General features: G+C 29.1%; 15 protein-coding genes. 1 reads left to right on the top strand and 14 read right to left on the bottom strand.

Annotated elements, in window-relative coordinates; all coding sequences use genetic code 11:
* Window positions 1–16: 16 nt before the first annotated feature.
* From TY07_RS18290 to TY07_RS03485, 5 genes are all read right to left on the bottom strand, one after another.
* Entirely contained in the window at window positions 17–1,045 is a 1,029-nt protein-coding gene (locus tag TY07_RS18290) for a hypothetical protein (RefSeq protein WP_198133969.1), read from the bottom strand.
* A 274-nt stretch (window positions 1,046–1,319) separates the two neighbouring features.
* A complete protein-coding gene (locus tag TY07_RS03500; protein ID WP_042395419.1) occupies window positions 1,320–1,568 on the bottom strand; it encodes a hypothetical protein in 249 nt (82 codons plus the stop codon).
* 109 nt (window positions 1,569–1,677) lie between these two features.
* Window positions 1,678–3,687: an amylo-alpha-1,6-glucosidase gene (locus TY07_RS03495; protein ID WP_196048711.1), complete on the bottom strand. Its 2,010-nt coding sequence runs from the start codon at window positions 3,685–3,687 to the stop codon at window positions 1,678–1,680.
* 161 nt (window positions 3,688–3,848) lie between these two features.
* The gene (locus tag TY07_RS03490; protein ID WP_042395416.1) at window positions 3,849–4,271 is read right to left on the bottom strand and encodes a DUF3783 domain-containing protein; all 423 of its coding nucleotides are present in this window, start codon (window positions 4,269–4,271) and stop codon (window positions 3,849–3,851) included.
* Window positions 4,272–4,406: 135 nt separating this feature from the next.
* On the bottom strand, window positions 4,407–5,444 hold the full coding sequence (locus tag TY07_RS03485; protein ID WP_042395413.1) for a J domain-containing protein: 1,038 nt from the start codon (window positions 5,442–5,444) through the stop codon (window positions 4,407–4,409).
* 170 nt (window positions 5,445–5,614) lie between these two features.
* On the opposite strand from TY07_RS03485, the gene TY07_RS03480 reads away from it, so the two are divergent.
* Window positions 5,615–6,076, top strand: a complete 462-nt coding sequence (locus tag TY07_RS03480) for a YopX family protein (protein ID WP_042395410.1) — start codon at window positions 5,615–5,617, stop codon at window positions 6,074–6,076.
* A gap of 71 nt (window positions 6,077–6,147) precedes the next feature.
* On the opposite strand, the gene TY07_RS03475 is transcribed toward TY07_RS03480, so the two are convergent.
* The 9 genes from TY07_RS03475 to xylB all read right to left on the bottom strand — a co-directional run bounded on the left by TY07_RS03475 (window position 6,148) and on the right by xylB (window position 19,753).
* Complete coding sequence (locus TY07_RS03475; RefSeq protein WP_042395407.1) at window positions 6,148–7,812, bottom strand: ribonuclease J; 1,665 nt, start codon at window positions 7,810–7,812, stop codon at window positions 6,148–6,150.
* A gap of 774 nt (window positions 7,813–8,586) precedes the next feature.
* Entirely contained in the window at window positions 8,587–10,884 is a 2,298-nt protein-coding gene (gshAB, locus tag TY07_RS03470) for a bifunctional glutamate--cysteine ligase GshA/glutathione synthetase GshB (protein WP_042395403.1), read from the bottom strand.
* A gap of 18 nt (window positions 10,885–10,902) precedes the next feature.
* Window positions 10,903–11,625 (bottom strand): lysophospholipid acyltransferase family protein, encoded by a 723-nt coding sequence (locus TY07_RS03465; protein ID WP_157029131.1) that lies wholly within the window; start codon window positions 11,623–11,625, stop codon window positions 10,903–10,905.
* A gap of 134 nt (window positions 11,626–11,759) precedes the next feature.
* Window positions 11,760–13,247 carry an L-fucose/L-arabinose isomerase family protein gene (locus TY07_RS03460; protein ID WP_042395398.1) on the bottom strand — a complete coding sequence of 496 codons (1,488 nt, stop codon included), beginning with the start codon at window positions 13,245–13,247 and terminating at the stop codon, window positions 11,760–11,762.
* A gap of 67 nt (window positions 13,248–13,314) precedes the next feature.
* Entirely contained in the window at window positions 13,315–13,938 is a 624-nt protein-coding gene (locus tag TY07_RS03455; RefSeq protein ID WP_042395395.1) for a DUF4867 family protein, read from the bottom strand.
* 233 nt (window positions 13,939–14,171) lie between these two features.
* Complete coding sequence (tkt, locus tag TY07_RS03450) at window positions 14,172–16,154, bottom strand: transketolase (protein WP_042395391.1); 1,983 nt, start codon at window positions 16,152–16,154, stop codon at window positions 14,172–14,174.
* 115 nt (window positions 16,155–16,269) lie between these two features.
* Window positions 16,270–16,917 carry a fructose-6-phosphate aldolase gene (gene fsa / locus TY07_RS03445; RefSeq protein ID WP_042395386.1) on the bottom strand — a complete coding sequence of 216 codons (648 nt, stop codon included), beginning with the start codon at window positions 16,915–16,917 and terminating at the stop codon, window positions 16,270–16,272.
* A gap of 155 nt (window positions 16,918–17,072) precedes the next feature.
* Window positions 17,073–18,215, bottom strand: a complete 1,143-nt coding sequence (locus tag TY07_RS03440) for an ROK family transcriptional regulator (protein WP_042395382.1) — start codon at window positions 18,213–18,215, stop codon at window positions 17,073–17,075.
* A gap of 35 nt (window positions 18,216–18,250) precedes the next feature.
* Window positions 18,251–19,753 (bottom strand): xylulokinase, encoded by a 1,503-nt coding sequence (gene xylB / locus TY07_RS03435; protein WP_042395379.1) that lies wholly within the window; start codon window positions 19,751–19,753, stop codon window positions 18,251–18,253.
* Window positions 19,754–19,942 lie beyond the last annotated feature (189 nt).

Raw genomic sequence — 19,942 nt, 5'->3', positions numbered from 1 at the left:
TATAGGCTTATTTTAGCTACCTTGGAGTAAATGCAAATATTGAGCATAATGGGATTGCTATATTATTATTTTTCTCAATTTGATTTGTACTACTTCCAAAAAGCACACCATTTGACACTGCAACTACAGTTATTGTATATGAAGCTGCTGTATTATCAATTACATCTACTTCAATTTTTTTACCTATATATTTTGTTAATGCAGCTGCTAAATCTGCATTACAACAACAATCAGAAGTAGGTAGTGTAGTTGGTGTAATTGCTTTAGGATAAGTGATATATTTAACATTACATAATGATATAGTATATACATCTTGTGAACCAGTATTGTCCTTTACATCTACTAAATCACTATCTACGCTATATCCTGTTGATGTTACATTTCCGTTTATTGTTGTATTATAAGTCACTAGTGATATTCCTGTTTGTCCTCTTATTAGTCCCACTGCATAATTAGTTGGATCTTTACAACAGCATTCTCCTCCTGGACCTGTTGGGCCTGTTACTCCAGTTGCTCCTGTAATTCCTCTTCCTGTTGGACCTGTTACTCCAGTTGCTCCTGTGATTCCTACTCCTGTTGGTCCTGTTACTCCTGTTACACCTGTTACTCCAGTTACTCCTGTTACACCTGTTACTCCTGTTACTCCAGTTACTCCAGTTACTCCTGTTACTCCAGTTACTCCTGTTACTCCAGTTACTCCTGTTACACCTGTTACTCCTGTTACTCCAGTTACTCCTGTTACACCTGTTACTCCTGTTGCTCCAGTTGATCCTGTTACTCCTGTTGATCCTGTTAATCCTATTAATCCTATTCCTGTTGGTCCTGTTATTCCAGTTGGGCCAGTTGGTCCTGTTGGACCTGTTATTCCACCAAAAGAACCAGTTGGACCTGTTGGGCCTGTTGGGCCTGGAGGGCCTGGAGGGCCTGGCATAATTTGATAGCAAATAATTCTTCCCTTGCAATCTCTTATGCATTTACACCATCTATTCGAAGTTTCATCATATATCAATTCCTGATTATGACAATAAAACTGATTATTATCCATACTTCATCCTCCTTTGCGATACTATCGTAACAATAATATATGTTTTAATAAAACAAAATGTGTATAAGCGCAAAATTATTGCTTCTTATCGAATCTTGAAAGAAATAACCCTCAAAAAATTTCTTTTATAAAAACACTTGTTGCTCCTAGATTATAATATTCTATCATCATAAAAAATCATTTGATCCACCTAATTTATAGCCATATTTTACAAAAAAATAATCACAACATCTTGGATACTTCCCAAGAAGTTGTGATTATCTCCTTAAATTTTTTATTTTTCTTCTTTACTCATTTCTTTTGCAACTTCATTAATTACTTTATTAATTTCATCTATTGCTTCTTCTTCACTTTTTACACTAACATCTTCATCATTCTCATTTTCTTCAGAGCTATCCCCATAATTATTTCCATTATTATTTCCACAATAAATTCCCTTTTTAATAGGTGCTATTAAAAATCCAGCTACTGCACCAGCAAAGAAACAAGCTGCCCCTAACAATACCTTTTCATCTAACTTCATATATAACCTCTCCTAAATTAATTATTTTTCTCTTAAAATTTTAACGATATTTTAGTTATATGTTTATAAATTCAATAATATACCGAAGTAAATATAGAATTAGATTTTATTATTTATTTAAATAAGGTAATACATCTTGAGAATAGGCTCTTAATACCTCACCTACACTCCAAGCTTGAGAATAACATCCTCTTCCTGTTGAAGCAAAATCACCATCAAATATTTCAGCAATACCATTAATACATCCATCTTTCATAGTATCTTCAAAAACCTTACACATATGATTTGCTTTTTCTATAGCCTCTTTAGAATAGTCATTAACTTTACAATATGCTGTTATAAATCCTCCAATTAAGAAAGCCCAAGTAGTTCCCATATGATATGCACAATCTCTATCAATTAATTTTCCTATATATTTCTTTTTATAATCCCTGTCCATAAACGAAAGAGAACGTAATCCATAAGTTGCATATAAATGCTTATATACTGTACTAACTATTTTCTTTTCTTTTTCTCTATCTAAAACTGCAAATGGCAATGATACTGCCCAAATTTGATTTGGTCTTATTTTATCATCATTTTTATCAACTACATCATAAAGACAATTTTTTTCTTCATTCCAAAATTTATTATTAAATGATTCTTTTACTCTACAAGAAAGCTCTCTATATTCTAAAGAATCATCTCCAAATTTCTCACATAACTCTTCCATTATTTTCAACGCATTATACCATAAAGCATTAATTTCAACTGGTTTTCCATGTCTAGGTGTAACAACAAAATCTCCAACTCTAACATCCATCCATGTTACTTGATCAAGACCTCCACCCGCAAATATTAATCCATCACTATCCATTCCAATTGAAAAGTCTGTTTTAGTAGAATAAGCCTTATATATTTCCTTTAACTTTGGATATAGCTTTTCTTTAACAAATTTATAATCACTTTCATCACCAGTATACTTTAAATACTTATAAACTGCTTGAAAATACCAAAGCGAAGCATCTACTGTATTATATCCAGGCTCAGTATTCTCATCTGGAAATACATTAGGAACTAGTCCATTTTTAATATATCTTGCAAAAGACTCTAAAATTTCTCTTGCTTCATCAAATCTTTTAGTAACTAAAGTAAGACCTTCAAAAGCAATCATTGTATCTCTGCCCCAATCTGTAAACCATGGTAATCCTGCTAAAACAGTCTTTAGCCCTGTACTTTCTCTATTAACAATGAAATGATCACCTGCTTTAACTAAATTATTTGCAAAGTCATCATTTAAATTAGCATTTTCAACTAAAGCTTCAGATCTCTTTTTATATTCATTCACTATTTCAAATCCACTTTTTTCATTTAATCCTTCAATAGTACATTTAACATAAAATCTTTTCTTTTCAAAAGGCTTTAATTCAATATGAACTTCATAAGGTGTATAATGATTATCTACCCCTAGGAAACCTGTTCTATGATCTATCATATAAAAATGATTTTCTTCCATTAAATAGTTTGGTGTTGCCATACTTGTAGGAATTAAACTTCTATCATAGAAATCTCCTTCCGAAGTATAAAAGTCTATTTTTATATTCTTATCTTTCTCAGGTATTAAAGTTAATATTTTTCCACTAGTCTTTACATCAAATTTTAAATCCCCTCTTTCACTAGTTTCTCCAGCCTCTCTATAATTAAATAAAGGTACTACTTTTAATGTTGCACTTTCACTTCCATTTTCAATTTCATAACATACAGCAACAGTATTATGTCCATATTCTATCGATATAGTTTTTTTAATAGATACATCTTCAATTGAATAATAATATTCTGGTACCGTATCCAAAATAAACTGCTCCAAATATTCTTGTCCATCTTTTGAAGTTCCGATATATTGTTGTGATGTTAAATCATACTCTCTATCATTAATTATAATTTGTTCTTGCGTTCTTGTTAAAATTAATTTTCTATTTACTGGCGCATTTAAGGATGCAATTAAATATCCATGAAATGCTTGAGCACCTCCACCAGCAACTGTATGATTTGCATATCCACCAATACCGTTACCTATAACCCATGATAGCTCATTTCCAGACTCAATATTCTTCCACATTCCTCTTCCATACTTGTACATCTCTATTCCCCTCCTGTAACTGTTATCATATCTATATTGAAATTATACATAAGTTTTAATATACAAACAATAAAACAAATATGCTACTTTTATATTAAAAATGCTATTACATTCAAAAAGAGTAAGATTTATAAATATAAATCCTACTCTTGCATTTTTTATTAGTGATGAGCGTCAAAATTTCCTTGACTAATTGCCATACGTTCTGCAGAAAGATTTGCAACAATCTCATTAAGAGTCCAATTAATTGATGTTTCAGTTACTGTAGCCTTTAATACATTATTAATTTTTAGCTTTCTTAAGTTTTCTAAAAATACATTTATTTTTGCAGGTGATAATGCATTAAATATTATGGCTCTTTCTTTTCTTCCATCAGTACAATCTGATTTTATATTATTTTCTAGTATATCCTTCATAACTGTATCAGCATTTTTAGGATATAAAACTATTTGGTCTCTAACCCCTAAAAGTGAAGCATATCCTTGAATTGATTTAAGTTCTTTTCCACCTATGTTATAAATAACTACACAAGCTCTTCCTTCTACTTGTGAATTATCATTCATATCTAATTTTGTAAATGTCATAAATAAACCTCCATTTTTTTCAATTCAACTGTCAATATAAATTATATCCTAATTATAACATAAAATTCATGTATTATGTAATTAAATAATAATAACTATTATTTAATTATTATTACAGTAAAATTAAATATACATTTACCTTCCACCTATCTTTTTATACAACTCATCTTTATCAATTATTTTTCTTTTAACTTTTAATTCTCCAATACTATTAACAACATTAGACCAAGTACTATATTCTTGAAATGGATTACTTCCTGCTTTTGCTTTTAACCATGAATTTAGAGTACTAGGAACATCCCCATCAACAGATAACAAATCTCCACTTTCATCTCCTAGAAGCCTTCTTCCTAAAAGTCTTATAGACTCTAAGTCTAATAATGAATTTGCCTTATTACTTATCTTCATTTCATATGGCATTAAATGTTCAATTGATTTTGCTACTGATAACAGCCTTTCTCCTTCCCTTACTGAATACCACCAACCTCCAATTAATACTCCATAACGTCTCCTGGTAGAAACAAAATAACTGTCAATTGTAATTCCATTGTGAGTCAATTCATTATAATGTAAAAAACAACTAATATTATATAAATTACTCAACACCCAACTTGCTGTATTAACTGACACCTTTCCTTTATAATACGTTAATAAATCTCTTAATAAAATTAAGTCTTCTTCTTTTTCAAATACTATTCCTATCTTCCCAGTTACTGTCCTAAAACTTGTAATAATTCTAGGCATATATTTACTAAATTCTTTTTCCATATCATCATTTGCATATTTTAAATTTTTTATTTGCTTTAAAGCATTTAAAGCAAATTTTTCATTTTCTTCATTAAACAAATATAATACAATTTCATTTCCTATATACATTTTTCCTAATTCAAAATTATGACTAATTCTAAATTTCATCATATAATATTTGCCATCACTTTTTTTTAATTTTATCATACCCGGCTTATTCCATATTCCCTTTTCTATATTTGACTCAGCCTCTTTATAAAGCTTGTTTATTTTTTCTGTAACTTCAATATATTCTTGTTTCTGCTCATTTAAATCTGGATGGTAAATCTTCATTAGCTCAACATACTGTTTTTTCATAGTTTCAATATCCTCACTAAATAATTCAGAAGGATATTTTATTTTTCTTATTTCTTCAATAGTAAGCATTTAACCCTCCTTAATTTGAACACTCTAATTAAATCATAGTTTATATTTATGAACTTAAAATAATTATTATGTAATTATTTATAAATCTATTTTCAAATATTTTCCAATTTGCTATAATATACTATAGGTTAGGGATAATTTAGATATATGAGGGATTGGAGTGTTTTATTATGAATAATGAACTAAAATTTAAAATATATAATAAACTTTCAAAAAAATGCTTTAAAGTAACCAGAATAGATTATATAGATAAACAAGTTTATTACTATGATAAAGATGAGGAAGAAACAATATCCTTAGATGATTGTATTTTACTGATGCCAACTGGAATTTGTGATTCTTTAGGTCGTGAAATTTTTGAAGGGGACGTTATTATTTATCAAGAAAATAGTTTTACTTATAAAAAGACTGCAGAAGTAGTTTATGAAAATGGCTGTTTCGTAGCAAAACAACTTTTATCTGGTACTATAGAACAAACAGCTTTAGATGAAGGTATGTATATTGATCAATTTAAGGACCTTTTATTTTCAACAACCTTTTCTACTTACAAACCTGTTAAAGTAATCGGTAATATATTTACTTACAAACTAAGTAAAAATAACAGTAAAATTAAAATACCTATAAAATTATAATTTTGCTTAAAATCAAATGAAGAAGAGTTTGAATATATAAATATCAAACTCTTCTTCATTTAATTTATTAATTATACTTCCATTATAATTGGTACTATTATAGGTTTTCTCTTTGTTTTACTATATATGAATGAACCAATATCATTTCTAATATTATTTTTAATCTCAGACCATTTAAACACATTATTATCTATAGATTTTTGAATACTTTCATAAGAAATTTGTTTTATTTCGTTTACTAATTCTTCTGATTCTCTAACATATACAAATCCTCTTGTAATTATATCTGGTCCACCAACTATTGCATGGCTTTCTTTTTCAATTGCAACAATAACATTAATGATACCATCTCTAGATAAGTTCTTTCTATCCCTTAATACTATATTTCCTACATCACCAACTCCGCTTCCATCAACTAATATATTGCCTGCTTGAACCTTTTTAGCAATACATGCTGACTTTCTGCTTAAGCTTAATACATCACCATTTTCTAATATAAATGATTTTTCTTTTTCTAAACCAACTTCCTCAGCAATTAAAATATGTTTTCTTAAATGCTTATATTCCCCATGTACTGGTACAAAATATTTTGGTTTTAATATTGAATGTATAAGCTTTAGTTCTTGCTCACAAGCATGACCTGAAACGTGAATTTCTTCAATTGACTTATAAATAACTTCTGCTCCCTTATGAGTTAATTCATTTATAACCCTTGAAACAGCCTTCTCATTTCCTGGTATTGGACTAGCAGAGATAATTATCATATCATCTTTTTCAATTTGTATATTTTTATGAGTAGAAGAAGCTATTCTAGTAAGAGCTGACATTGGCTCTCCTTGACTTCCTGTAGTTACAATTGTTATTTGATCATTGTTATAAAGTCTTAAATCCTTTAAATCAACTAATAACCCTTCTGGCATATCTAAATATCCAAGCTTAACTGCAACATCTGATATTTTTTCCATACTTCTTCCGCTAAATGCAACTTTTCTTCCATACTTAATTGAAGAATTAATTATTTGTTGTAATCTATGAATGTTAGAAGCAAAAGTCGCAACAATTATTCTTCCTTTTCCCTTGGAAAATAAATTATCTAACTTTTCCCCAACTGTCTTTTCTGACATAGTATATCCTGGATGACAAGCATTTGTACTATCTGCCATAAGTAATAGTACTCCTTGCTTTCCAAGCTTTGCAAATCTTTGTAAGTCAATTACATTTCCATCAACTGGAGTGAAGTCTACCTTGAAATCCCCAGTATGAACTATTATTCCTAGTGGAGTATGAATTGCTAATGAACAACTATCAGCAATACTGTGATTTGTTCTTATAAATTCAACTTTTAATTTATCTAATTTTATTATATCTCCAGGTTTTACAACATTTAAATTAACAATATCAAGCATCTTATGCTCTTCAAGCTTGCTTTCTATTAATCCAACTGTTAAGTTAGTTGCAAATATAGGAACATTAACTTGTTTTAAAATATAAGGAATTGCCCCTATATGATCTTCATGTCCATGTGTTATAAAAAATCCCTTTACTTTTTCTATATTATTAACTAAATATGTTACATCTGGAATTACTACGTCTATCCCGTACATTTCTGAATCTGGGAAAGTCATACCACAATCTACTACAACTATTTCATCCCCATACTCTATTACTGTTATATTTTTTCCTATTTCACCAAGTCCACCTAATGGTATGACCTTTATCTTCTTCTTGCTTTCCATCTAAATCCTCCATACTTTATATATCACTACTCTAATTTATTGTACAAAAATAAAAGTTGTATAAAATCAACTCTCTATTATTTATTGATATTCTTTTATAAATTAATACGTTCAATTCACTTAATTAACAAAAATACTTTAAAAGTTATTTTCTTAACATTGCATTTACAAAGCTTAACATCTGACTATGTTAATTCATTCCTTGTTTAATGTTGCTAAGCCGTATTTAAATATAATTTTCACGTCCTAATTATATAAAACAACTTAAATAAATACACTTAAGTTTTCCTAAATATATTCATTTAACTTATTTTATTTCATAAGTCATTATATCCAATTTGGAACTTTTTTTCAACTAAATTTATATTTGTTGAAAATGTAAGAACAAAAAAAAGAATATTATCTTTCCGGGAATTAGTGAAATCTCGTCTTGAATTTATATAATTGATTACAGATAATTTGCTAAAGATTATAAACTCACTATCGTTCAAACAGTATAATCTTCTTCACGCAAATTCTCTTCCATCAATTATTAAATTCTACGACTCACTTTCAATATTCCCTCCAATATAATAGTCTTTTTTCTTTTACATATTGAACTGCATTACCCCAATTTTATTTTGATTAGCAATATTCATTATTTTTAGTAGTAATAAAACTTAATTTCCTCTTCATTCACTTTAATGTATTTATCTTCTTTTAGATTTAAATTTTTTCATAAAAATGACCCTAAGGTAAGCATTTATTAAATACTTACTTTAGGGTCATAAAAACTTAAATTAATTCTAGTAACTTTAAAACATGTGTTGCTATATTTCTCTCTTTACCTTTATATGGATAAGAGTGAATATGAATTGCTGGGTTGAAATTTAATTCTATGATTGCATAATTAGTATTTTCATCACTATAATCTTCTAGCATCATATCCACACCACAGATTTTAGCACCTGCTGCTTTTGCTGCATTTACTGCAATATCTTTAAATTTTTGTGGAATATCATCTGTATAATCTACACTATCTCCACCAGTACTTATATTAGAATTTTCTCTTAAGTACACTATTTCATCCTTTTTAGGTATATAATCAAAATTCTTTCCTTGTTGTTTTAAGAATAATTCTGCATTTTCCTCTAGTCTTATTTTTTCTAAAGGTGTAACATACCCTTTACCTCTTAATGGATCTTGATTTTTAATTTCTACAAGCTCTGTTATAGTCTTTTTACCATCACCAATAACATTTGCTGGCACTCTATGAAGTATTCCAACAACTTCATCATCAATAACTAAAAATCTATATTCTTTTCCCTTAATAAACTCCTCAATAAGAACAGTATTATCATTTTTAAATGCTATTTCAAAAGCATGAATAATATCTTCTAAGTTAGCTCCATTTGGGAAAATATTAATTCCAATTCCGAAGTTTGTGCTCTTAGGTTTTATTACTATTGGCTTATTAATATAATTTGCTGCCTTAATTTTTGCTTCTTCAATACTGTTAAACTCATCACCAAGTGGAACTTTAACTCCCTTTTCAGCTAATACCTTTTTAGTTACAGTTTTATTTTCCATTATTAATACTGAAACATAGGTGTCTTTTGATGTTTTAGTTGCTTGCTTAACATATTCTATTTTTTCATTTTTCTTTAAAGATATAAAGTTTTCACTTCTATCTACTATATTTACAGTAATACCTCTTTTAATAGATTCCTTCATTAAAATTTGTGTGGATAACTCTAAATCTTCATATCCTTCTAACTTAAATCTATTTTTATAAGCATCATTTTTATATTCTTTAGCTAAGTTTAAGAATGTATTAATATATCCATTTTCCTTTATAATTTCAGAAATTCTATAAGCATAAGTTAAATTACTATCCTTAACCTTTTCTATCATATTATTTATAATTTCTTCAAAGTTTAAATTTAGCTTATTATTAACTTCTTTAACTTCATTTAAAATTTCTAATCCATATTGAATTCTATTAATATTTTTTCCATCTTTCTTTAATTCAATATCCTTAAGCCCTGAAACAGCAATCAATTGTTGATTTTCTAATGCTTCTTCTTGCCATTTATCAAAATTGCTTTCCTCTTTAACCAATAGATATATATTAAATATTTGTAGGAATTTTAAATCCTCTAAACTTATTCCACCTTTTTCAAATGGATTAATATCAATAGTTCTATACTCTAAATACTTAATTCCATCATTTATTAGTGATTCCATAAAATTGCTTGTATCACTTGGTTTTAATCTAACTTGACTATAAATTTCTTTATGACTTTCAATAAGACCATCACTTAAATACTGTTTTATACTTTTAATATGATCTTCTACAGTGCTATAGCTTGGGAATAAATCTACTTTATTTTTATAACCACATTTTCCATTTCTATGTGAAATAGCACCACTACTACTATATCCATGCTTAGTTAATTTCATTAATGGACATTTAATTTCACCTATAAAACTTTCATGCACTATTGGCGCTGCTCCTAAAAGATATACTATAAGCCATCTATATCTAAGATAATTTCTAGCTACCTTTAAGTAAACACTATTTTTAAATTCTTTGTATGATTCCTTTTTACCACTTACTTCGTATAATTTATTTATTATATTTTCATCAAATGAAAAATTATAATGAATTCCTGATATAAGTTGCTTTTTCCCACCATATTTTTTTAATAACTTTTCCCTATACTCTTGAGCTTCTTTACTATGATTTTCAAATTTTGCAACAGGTATTTTATCATCATCTGGAATAATACATGGCATAGATTCTGGCCATAAGTATTCATCACCTATTTCCATAGCAACAATATCATAAAGTGCTCTAGTAAAGTTATATGCTTCTTCTGTTTTTTTGAAAGCTGGTGTAATTACCTCTACTTGACTTTCTGAAAAGTCTGTTGTTATATATGGATTTCTTGCCTTATCTCCAAATATAATCGAATGATCTGTTTCTGCTAGAAATCCTTCTGCATCTAATCTTAGCGTTTCTCTTTCGATACCAAAATTCCCACTTACAATTTCATTGCCAGTAAATAGATCTTTTATTTTATTTAACATTACTTTATTATCTCCTTACTAATTTAATGGTTTGTATTCCTCTCTTAAAGATCCTATTATAATATTTCTAACATCTTCACTTAAAGTTTTTTCTTCATCTTTTGTTAAATTTACAGTTTCAATTGCTTTATGAAATGTAACTGTAATTGTTGAAGGTTTAAACTTATTATTCTCTTCAAAGGATGTAAATGATGCATCAATAGTAACAGGGACTATAGGAACTTTAGCTTTTGTTGCAAGCTTCATGCTTCCTTTTTTGAAAGGTAATGTTTTTCCATCTAAACTTCTAGTTCCCTCTGGAAAAATCATCATAGAATAACCTTCTTTTAAATTTTTAACTCCCTCACTTATCATTCTTACTGCATCTCTCGGGTTTTGCCTATCTAAAGCAATACACTTTCCTTTTGATAACCAATAACTTAATATTGGAATCTTAAGTACTTCTTTCTTTGCTATAAATCCTACTAGTTTGTTAAGGGAATAAAAAATTACTGGAATATCTAATATACTTGTATGATTCCCTACAAATAAACAAGTCTTATCAGGTATATTTTCTCTTCCTTCTACTCTTATATCCATCCCTACAACATTTATTGTGAACTTAGACCATAAATATATACTTCTTGATGCATATTCTGTTGCCTTCTCTAACCCTTGTGTTCTTTTTATATGTTCATACTTGAATCCTTTTAATCTAGCATAAATCATATAAAACAAGTATTTTACTCCTTTGATTAACACAATATTTTCCTCCTAGTTATTGTTTTATAAATTATTCTAATGTCAATTCTACCATAATTATCATACTTTTTCACACATAAAAAAACAGTATATTGTTAAAGCTTGTTTAACAATATACTGAAATAAATTATTTATTATTTAAATGGATTTTCTGTTTTATAAAGCATTCCTTTAGGTTGATTGAAACCTACTTCTTTAACTCCTAAGTAGTTAAATACATTTGTTATAGCTTTTCCAAAATGTCCAAATGCAACTGCTCCATGATGTGGATATCTTCCTTCTATTAATACATGTCTATAGAATCTTCCCATTTCTGGAATTGCAAATATTCCAATTGATCCAAATGATCTTGTTGCAACTGGTAATACTTCACCTTCCGCAACATATGCAGTTAATTCAGCATCTGCATTACTTTGTAATCTAAAGAATGTAATTTCTCCTGGAATAATATCTCCTTCTAAAGTACCTCTAGTAATGTTTGGTTCTTGATTTGGTTCTAAGCTTCTAGCCATAATCATTTGATTTTTCATGTTCTTGAACGATAATTTACATGCTGGAGTATTTCCACAGTGGAATCCCATAAATGTATCTTTTAATGTATAGTTAAATTTATCTTTGATTTCAGAATCATACATATCTCTTGGTACACTATTGTTAATATCTAATAATGTAACAGCATCTTTACTTACACAAGTTCCAATATACTCACTTAATGCTCCATAAATATCAACTTCACATGATACTGGAATTCCTCTTGAAACTAATCTACTATTTACATAGCAAGGAACAAATCCAAATTGAGTTTGGAATGAAGGCCAACATTTGTTAGCAAATACTACGTATTCTCTAGATCCTTTATGAGCTTCCATCCAATCTAATAATGTTAATTCATATTGAGCTAACTTAGGTAATATACCTGGCATTTTATTTCCTTCTCCAAGTTCTTTTTCCATGTCAGCTATAACTTCTGGAATTCTTGGATCATTTGCATGTTCATTAAATGCTGCAAATAAATCTAATTCTGAGTTTTCTTCTATTTCAACACCTAAGTTATATAATTGCTTAATTGGTGCATTACATGCTAAGAAGTCTTGTGGTCTTGGCCCAAAAGATATAATCTTTAAATTTTGTAATCCTAAAAGTGTTGTAGCAACTGGTTCAAATTCCTTAATCATATCAGCAACTTCTTCATAAGTTCCTACTGGATATTCTGGAATATATGCTTTAATGTTTCTTAATGATAAGTTATAGCTAGCATTAAGCATACCACAATAAGCATCTCCTCTTCCTCCAACTAAGTTGTTTCCTGTTTCCTCAGCAGCAGCTACAAACATAACTGGTCCACCAAATTCTTTTGCAAGTAATGTTTCTGCCGTTTCAGGTCCAAAGTTTCCAAGGTAAACAACTAATGCATTTACTCCTGCTTCTTTAACTTCTTCTAAAGCTTTTCTCATATGAACTTCACTTTCAACTGTTGTAGGACATTCATAAATTTCCCCATAAGTTTCTTTATATGCTGCAACTACAGCTTGTCTACGTCCTGCTGATAATTCCATTGGGAAGCAGTCTCTACTAACTGCAACAATTCCTAATTTTACATCTGGTATATTCTTAAAATTCATAATTAATTCCTCCAATTTTTATGTTTTATTTTATTTAAAATTCTTTATTTGATTTATCTTGTTATAATTACTTTAAACAAATATTCTTGCCCTTAAGCCCAATAAATGCTCCTTGTGCTCCAAGATCTGTTTCTGGATGCCCAATTAACCATTTATTTTTAGCAAATAATAATGCATCTTCACCTTGTTTTTCTATAGTAGCTTCTAATTCTGTATTTGTATCCTTTGGTAATATTACTACACATCTAAATCCACCTTCATTAGCATTACAAGGTGCATAATGTAATGTAGTTCCATAAACTTCTATAGCAGTTCCCGCTGGAACAAATATAGCTTCAATATTTGAAGTATCATACGAGTAATCGTCTTCAATGTCTTTTTCTAAACCTAATAGTAAAATTAAATCAGTAACAGCTATATTAATTTCACTAGTTCTGTGATATTCAACTGCATTTAGCATATAGTTATTTCCATTACAATAACCTATTTGAATATCTAATCCTCCAAATTCTCTGTTCTTAAAGTCTTTAGCTACTTTTAACTCTTCTAATTCCTTTATTGAAGGCTCATATATAACTCCTTCTGGCAATGGAGTTTCTTCCATTTTATTTAAAAGTTCCTTAACATCATAATTATTAAGTACCTTACCATACTTTTTAAATTCAATGTCATTGACATTTTTTATAACCATTTAATTCAACTCCTTTTATATGGGAGTACAAGCCCATTTAACCCTTTTATTTTCCTTGATATTCAACAATATTTATTTTAAATACATAATTTACAATTTAATGTGTGTAAGAAGTAATATGTTTTACTAGGGCTTGTACATATTAAATTAATAGCTAATTTAATTAGCTAATTAATTTCATTATTACCTTCCTATTTATGAACCTTAAAAGTCCATCAATTGGAAAATTGTTCTTAAAATAATTTCATTGTTTCATTAACAACATTTTCTACTGTAAATCCAAATTGTTTAAATAAAGCATCTGCATTTCCTGATGCACCAAATGTATCTAGCGAAATTATTCTTCCATCTAATCCTACATATTGATACCATCCAAATGAAGTTAAAGCTTCAACAGCAACTCTCTTTCTAACGCTATTTGGAAGTACACTTTCTTTATATGCTTCATCTTGAGCATTGAATATTTCAAAAGATGGAATACTTACTACCCTTGCATCTATTCCCCTTGCTGCTAATTCATCTGCAGCTTTATAAATAAGTTCAACTTCTGAACCTGAAGCCATTAAAATTACATCTGGAATTTCTTTCTTAGAATCTTTAAGGATATATCCACCCTTTAATGCTCTCTTTGCACATCCATCATATAGTGGTAACTTTTGTCTAGTTAATACTAATGAAGTTGGAGTGCTTCCATTAGTTACTGCATAATACCAAGCTGCTGATGTTTCCTTTGAGTCTGCTGGTCTAAATACAGTCATATTTGGCATACTTCTAAGTGCTGCTAATTGTTCTATTGGTTGATGAGTTGGCCCATCTTCCCCTACTCCAATACTATCGTGAGTTAACACATAAGATACTGGTAAATTCATTAATGAAGATAATCTCATTGCACCCTTCATATAATCACTAAACACAAAGAATGTTGCACAAAATACTTTTAATCCACCATGAGCATACATACCATTTGCTATAGCGGCCATTGCATGTTCTCTAACTCCAAAATGAAGATTTCTTCCACTTCTATCTTCTGCTGAAAAATCACCTTTTCCAGTCATATAAGTTTTATTAGATGGCGCTAAATCAGCTGATCCTCCAATTAAATTAGGAATTAAATTTGCTAATCTATTTATCATAATTCCTGAAGATTCTCTTGTAGCCATTTCTTTATCAAAGCTCCAAAGTTCTTCATTATTTAATAGTGATTCACTATCTATTTCTCCAGACATCCATTTAGAATATTCTTCTGCTAATTCTTGATATTCATTTTTATATCTTTCAAATAAATTATTCCAAGAATTTTCTTTTTCTACTCCAGCATTAATATACTTGTCCATATTTGAATATACTTGCGCTGGAACATAGAAATCTTCTTGCTTCCATCCTAAGTTTTCCTTCATTGCTTTTACATTTTCAGCTCCTAAAGGTTCTCCATGAGCTGATGCTTTTCCTTGCTTTGCAGGACATCCAAATCCAATTTGATTTTTAACTATTATCATTGATGGTTTAGTAGTTTCTTTCTTAGCTTCTTCTAAAGCATTTTCAATTGCTTCAATATCATTTCCATCATTCACTTTAATTACTTGCCAGTTATATGCTTCATATCTCTTTGCTACATCTTCTCTAAATGCTATATCTGTATTACCTTCAATAGAAATATTATTTGAGTCATATAAAACCACTAATTTTCCTAATCCTAAAGTTCCTGCAAGTGAAGATGCTTCTCCTGAAATTCCTTCCATTAAGCAACCATCGCCAACAATAGCATAAGTATTGTGATTAACAACTTCATATCCTGGTTTATTAAACTTTTCTGCTAAATGAGCTTCTGCAATTGCCATACCAACAGCATTACAAATACCTTGCCCTAAAGGTCCTGTTGTTATTTCAACACCTTGAGTATGTCCATATTCCGGATGACCTGGTGTTAAACTTCCTACTTGTCTAAAATTCTTTATGTCTTCCACTGTTATTCCATATCCAAATAAATGTAATAAAGAATATTCAAGCATTGAACCATGACCTGCCGATAATACAAATCTATCTCTATTATCCCATTTTGGGTTCTTACCATTATGATTCATATTGCTCCATAATGTATAAGCCATTGTTGCAGCACCGAGTGGTAATCCTGGATGTCCTGATTTTGATTTTTCTATTGCATCAGCAGAAAGTACTCTTATTGCATTTATGCATAATTTATCTAATTCTTTACTCATATTTAACTCCTTCTCATTAGCCCTTAATGACTTCTATTTAACAAATACCTATATATCCCCTAGAGGTATAGTATTAAAACTTTTATATTATTTTCTTTACCTCTAGGGTGATATATTACTTTCCGAAAGCTGCTGCCCAATCTGCCTTAAATTTCTCTAATCCTGCATCTGTTAATGGATGTTTAACCATTTGCATTACTAAGGCATATGGTACTGTTGCTATATGTGCACCTGCTCTAGCTGCTTCTATAACATGAATTGGATGTCTAACACTTGCAGCAATTATTTCTGTATTTATTCCATGCACTTCAAATATTTCAGCAATTGTTCTTACAAGTTCCATACCATCCATAGATATATCATCTACTCTTCCTAAGAATGGGCTAACATAAGTTGCTCCAGCATTTGCTGCTAAAAGAGCTTGGTTGGCAGAGAAAATTAATGTTACATTAGTTTTAATTCCTTCTCTAGCTAATACCTTAACAGCTTTAAGGCCTTCAACTGTCATTGGAATTTTAACAATCATATTTTTATGAATAGCAGCAATTTCTCTACCTTCTTTTATCATTCCTTCTGCATCTTCACTTACAACTTCTCCACTTATAGGTCCATCAACTATTTCTGTTATTTCCTTTATAACTTCATTAAAGTCTCTACCTTCTTTAGCTATTAATGATGGATTTGTTGTTACTCCACAAATTACTCCCATTTCATTTGCTTCTTTAATATGTTCTACATTTGCTGTGTCTAAAAATAACTTCATTCAAAACTCCCCTTTATATTTTAATTATTATTTAACGACTTTTTAAAACTTATTTCAAAAGTTTCTTTATAAAAAGGCAGCCTTTATTTATCTGCCCTTTATCGTAAAACATCCATGTTACACAGTATTACTAAGATATATATTTTGAAAACATCTTAATTCAAAAATGCTTCTAATGGAACCATTGCAGCTCCTACTAAATATGATCCCTTAAATTCTGTAACATCAATCTTACAATTCTCCTCATTAGTGAATAAATTGTCCTTATAAACAATATTTCTTAAATACTCTATATTTTCTTTTAATAGAATATTTATATCTCCTCCTAAAACTACGCAACTTGGATCTAATAACATTGTTAAATTAGAAATTCCTATACCAAGTATATTAAAATACTTTTCTAAAGCCTCATGTGTAGCTTTATCTCCATTTTCAAATAAAGATATAAATTCATCTATATCATCTATTTTATAATTACTGATTTTATTATATTCTTCTAATAATTCATTAGTTGATGTATATGCTTCTAGACATCCCTTAGAACCACATTTACATGGCTTTCCATCAATAGCAATTTTAATATGTCCCATTTCACCAGCTGCATTATTACTTCCTCTGTAAATTTTACCATCTATTATTATCCCTAAACCTAATCCATCTGTTATTGATACATATAAAAGATTACTTAATATATGTTTTTTATTTAAGAATTCATAATAAGCTGATAAATTTGCTTCATTATCTATAAAAATAGGAACATTAAACTCTTCAAAGCTTTCTTTTAAGTTATAATTTTCAACTCCTAATAAATAACAATTTTTAATTATTCCTTCTTCTGAATCTACTGTACCTGGAATTGAAATTCCTATTCCCAATAACTTATCTATAGAAATATCATTTTTCTTTAATATTTCCCTTAGATTTTCCTTAGCAATGGCAACTATGCTTTCGATTCCATCATTATTATGTCTTATTTTAATATCTTCTATAATTTCTTTTTTTAAATTTATTAAAGATAACTTTACATGACGAGGAGTTAGCGCTATTCCTAAAGCAAATCTACAATTTTCATTGATTTTTAAAGCCATTGCTTTTCTTCCACCTGTAGATTTTAAAGACCTTACATCACTAACAATCCCTTCATCCTTAAGCTCTGATATATTAGTAGAAACTGTTGTAATACTTATGTCTAAACTTCTTGAAATATCTAATTTAGTTATTTCATCTTTTTCTAGTAATAACTTAATTATTTTTTTTCTATTTGTTTCTTTGATTTTACTATGATTTACTTCCATCAAATTATGCCTTCCCCTCTTAGTTAAATTATCCTGCCTTAAATATCCTTTAATCTTGGATAAAGCGAATTATACACTTCATATATCTTATCATAAAGGGCTATATTATCACAATTTGGATTTACTAAATCCTTACCTTTTATTATCTTTTCACAGGCTTCTTCAACAGATTCATATATTCCAACACCTACTCCTGCTAAAATAGCAACTCCTAATGCTGGACCTTCTGATGCTTTTATAGTTCTTAGTGGATAATTAAATATATCAGCTAAAATTTGTCTCCAAACTTCACTTTCTGCTCCTCCACCACTTACTCTAACATCAGTTATATCAACTTTCATATCTTCTATAATATCTAAGCAATTTTTTAAACTGAAACTAACACCTTCTAGTACACTTCTAACAAAGTCAGCATGATTATTTATTAAAGATACTCCAACAAATCCACCCTTAACATTAGGATCAATATGTGGTGTTCTTTCTCCCATTAAATATGGCATATAAATTACTCCATTTGCTCCTGGCTTTGAAGTAGCTGCTTCTTCTGATAAATAATCGTATATACCTATATTCTTTTCTTTAGCTTCTTCAATTTCTTTTTTACAGAAGTTTTCTTTAAACCATTTTAAAGATAATCCTGCACCTTGAGTAACTCCCATTACATGCCACTTATTAGGAACTGCATGACATAAGGTATGAACTCTACCTTCTTTATCAAATCTTGGTGTATCTGTTGAAGCAAAAACAACTCCTGAAGAACCAATAACTGTAGAAATTATACCTTCACTAACTATTCCACTTCCAACTGCTCCAGCTGCTTGATCTCCAGCTCCTCCAACTACAGCAGTACCTGCTTCTAATCCAGTAGCTTTTGCAACTTCTTCAGTAACATGTCCACTTACAACAACTGATTCATAAACATCTGCTAATATATTATTATCTATTTCTAAAGCCTCTAGTAATTCATTACTCCAATTTCTTGTGTTTATATCTAACATTTGCATACCACTTGCATCTGAAACTTCAGTTGCAAATATACCTGTTAATTTAAATCTTATATAATCCTTTGGTAATAATACCTTATTTATATTTTTATAATTTTCTGGTTCATTATCTCTAACCCATAATAGCTTTGAAAGAGTAAATCCTGTTAGTGCCGGATTACCTGTTATTTCTATTAGTTTTTCCTTACCTAAAACTTCTGTCATGTATTCACATTGTTTTTCAGTTCTTTGGTCACACCAAATAATTGAATTTCTAATTACTTTATCATGCTTGTCTACCAAGACAAGCCCATGCATTTGACCACTTAATCCGATACCTTTTATATCTGAACTATTAACTTTGCTCTTTTTAACTACATCTTTAATTCCGTTAAGACAAGCTTCCCACCAATCTTCTGGATTTTGTTCTGCCCACCCTGCTTGTGGTTGATATAAATCATAACCATAAGTTGCAGTTTCAATTGTATTTCCTAATTCATCGAACAAAGCAGTTTTCGTTCCTGATGTGCCAATATCTAAACCTAATAAATACCTCATAATCCCCTCCACAATATATAACTCTTTTTTATCTTAATCTTTTAAAAATTATTATTAAATAACTTTTTAAATGTTATTTGATAAGTTTATTATAATACCAGTTTTATACTTTTGCAACTACTTTTAAAAAGTTTTTGTATACATTTTCATAATTATTTAAAAATATACCTCCTACAAAAGTTTATATAT

Origin of the sequence: Clostridium saudiense (assembly GCF_000577815.1) — a bacterium.
GTDB lineage: Bacteria > Bacillota > Clostridia > Clostridiales > Clostridiaceae > Clostridium > Clostridium saudiense.
Note: the sequence above shows the minus strand (reverse complement) of the source record. Positions and strands in the feature narration are given on the sequence as shown.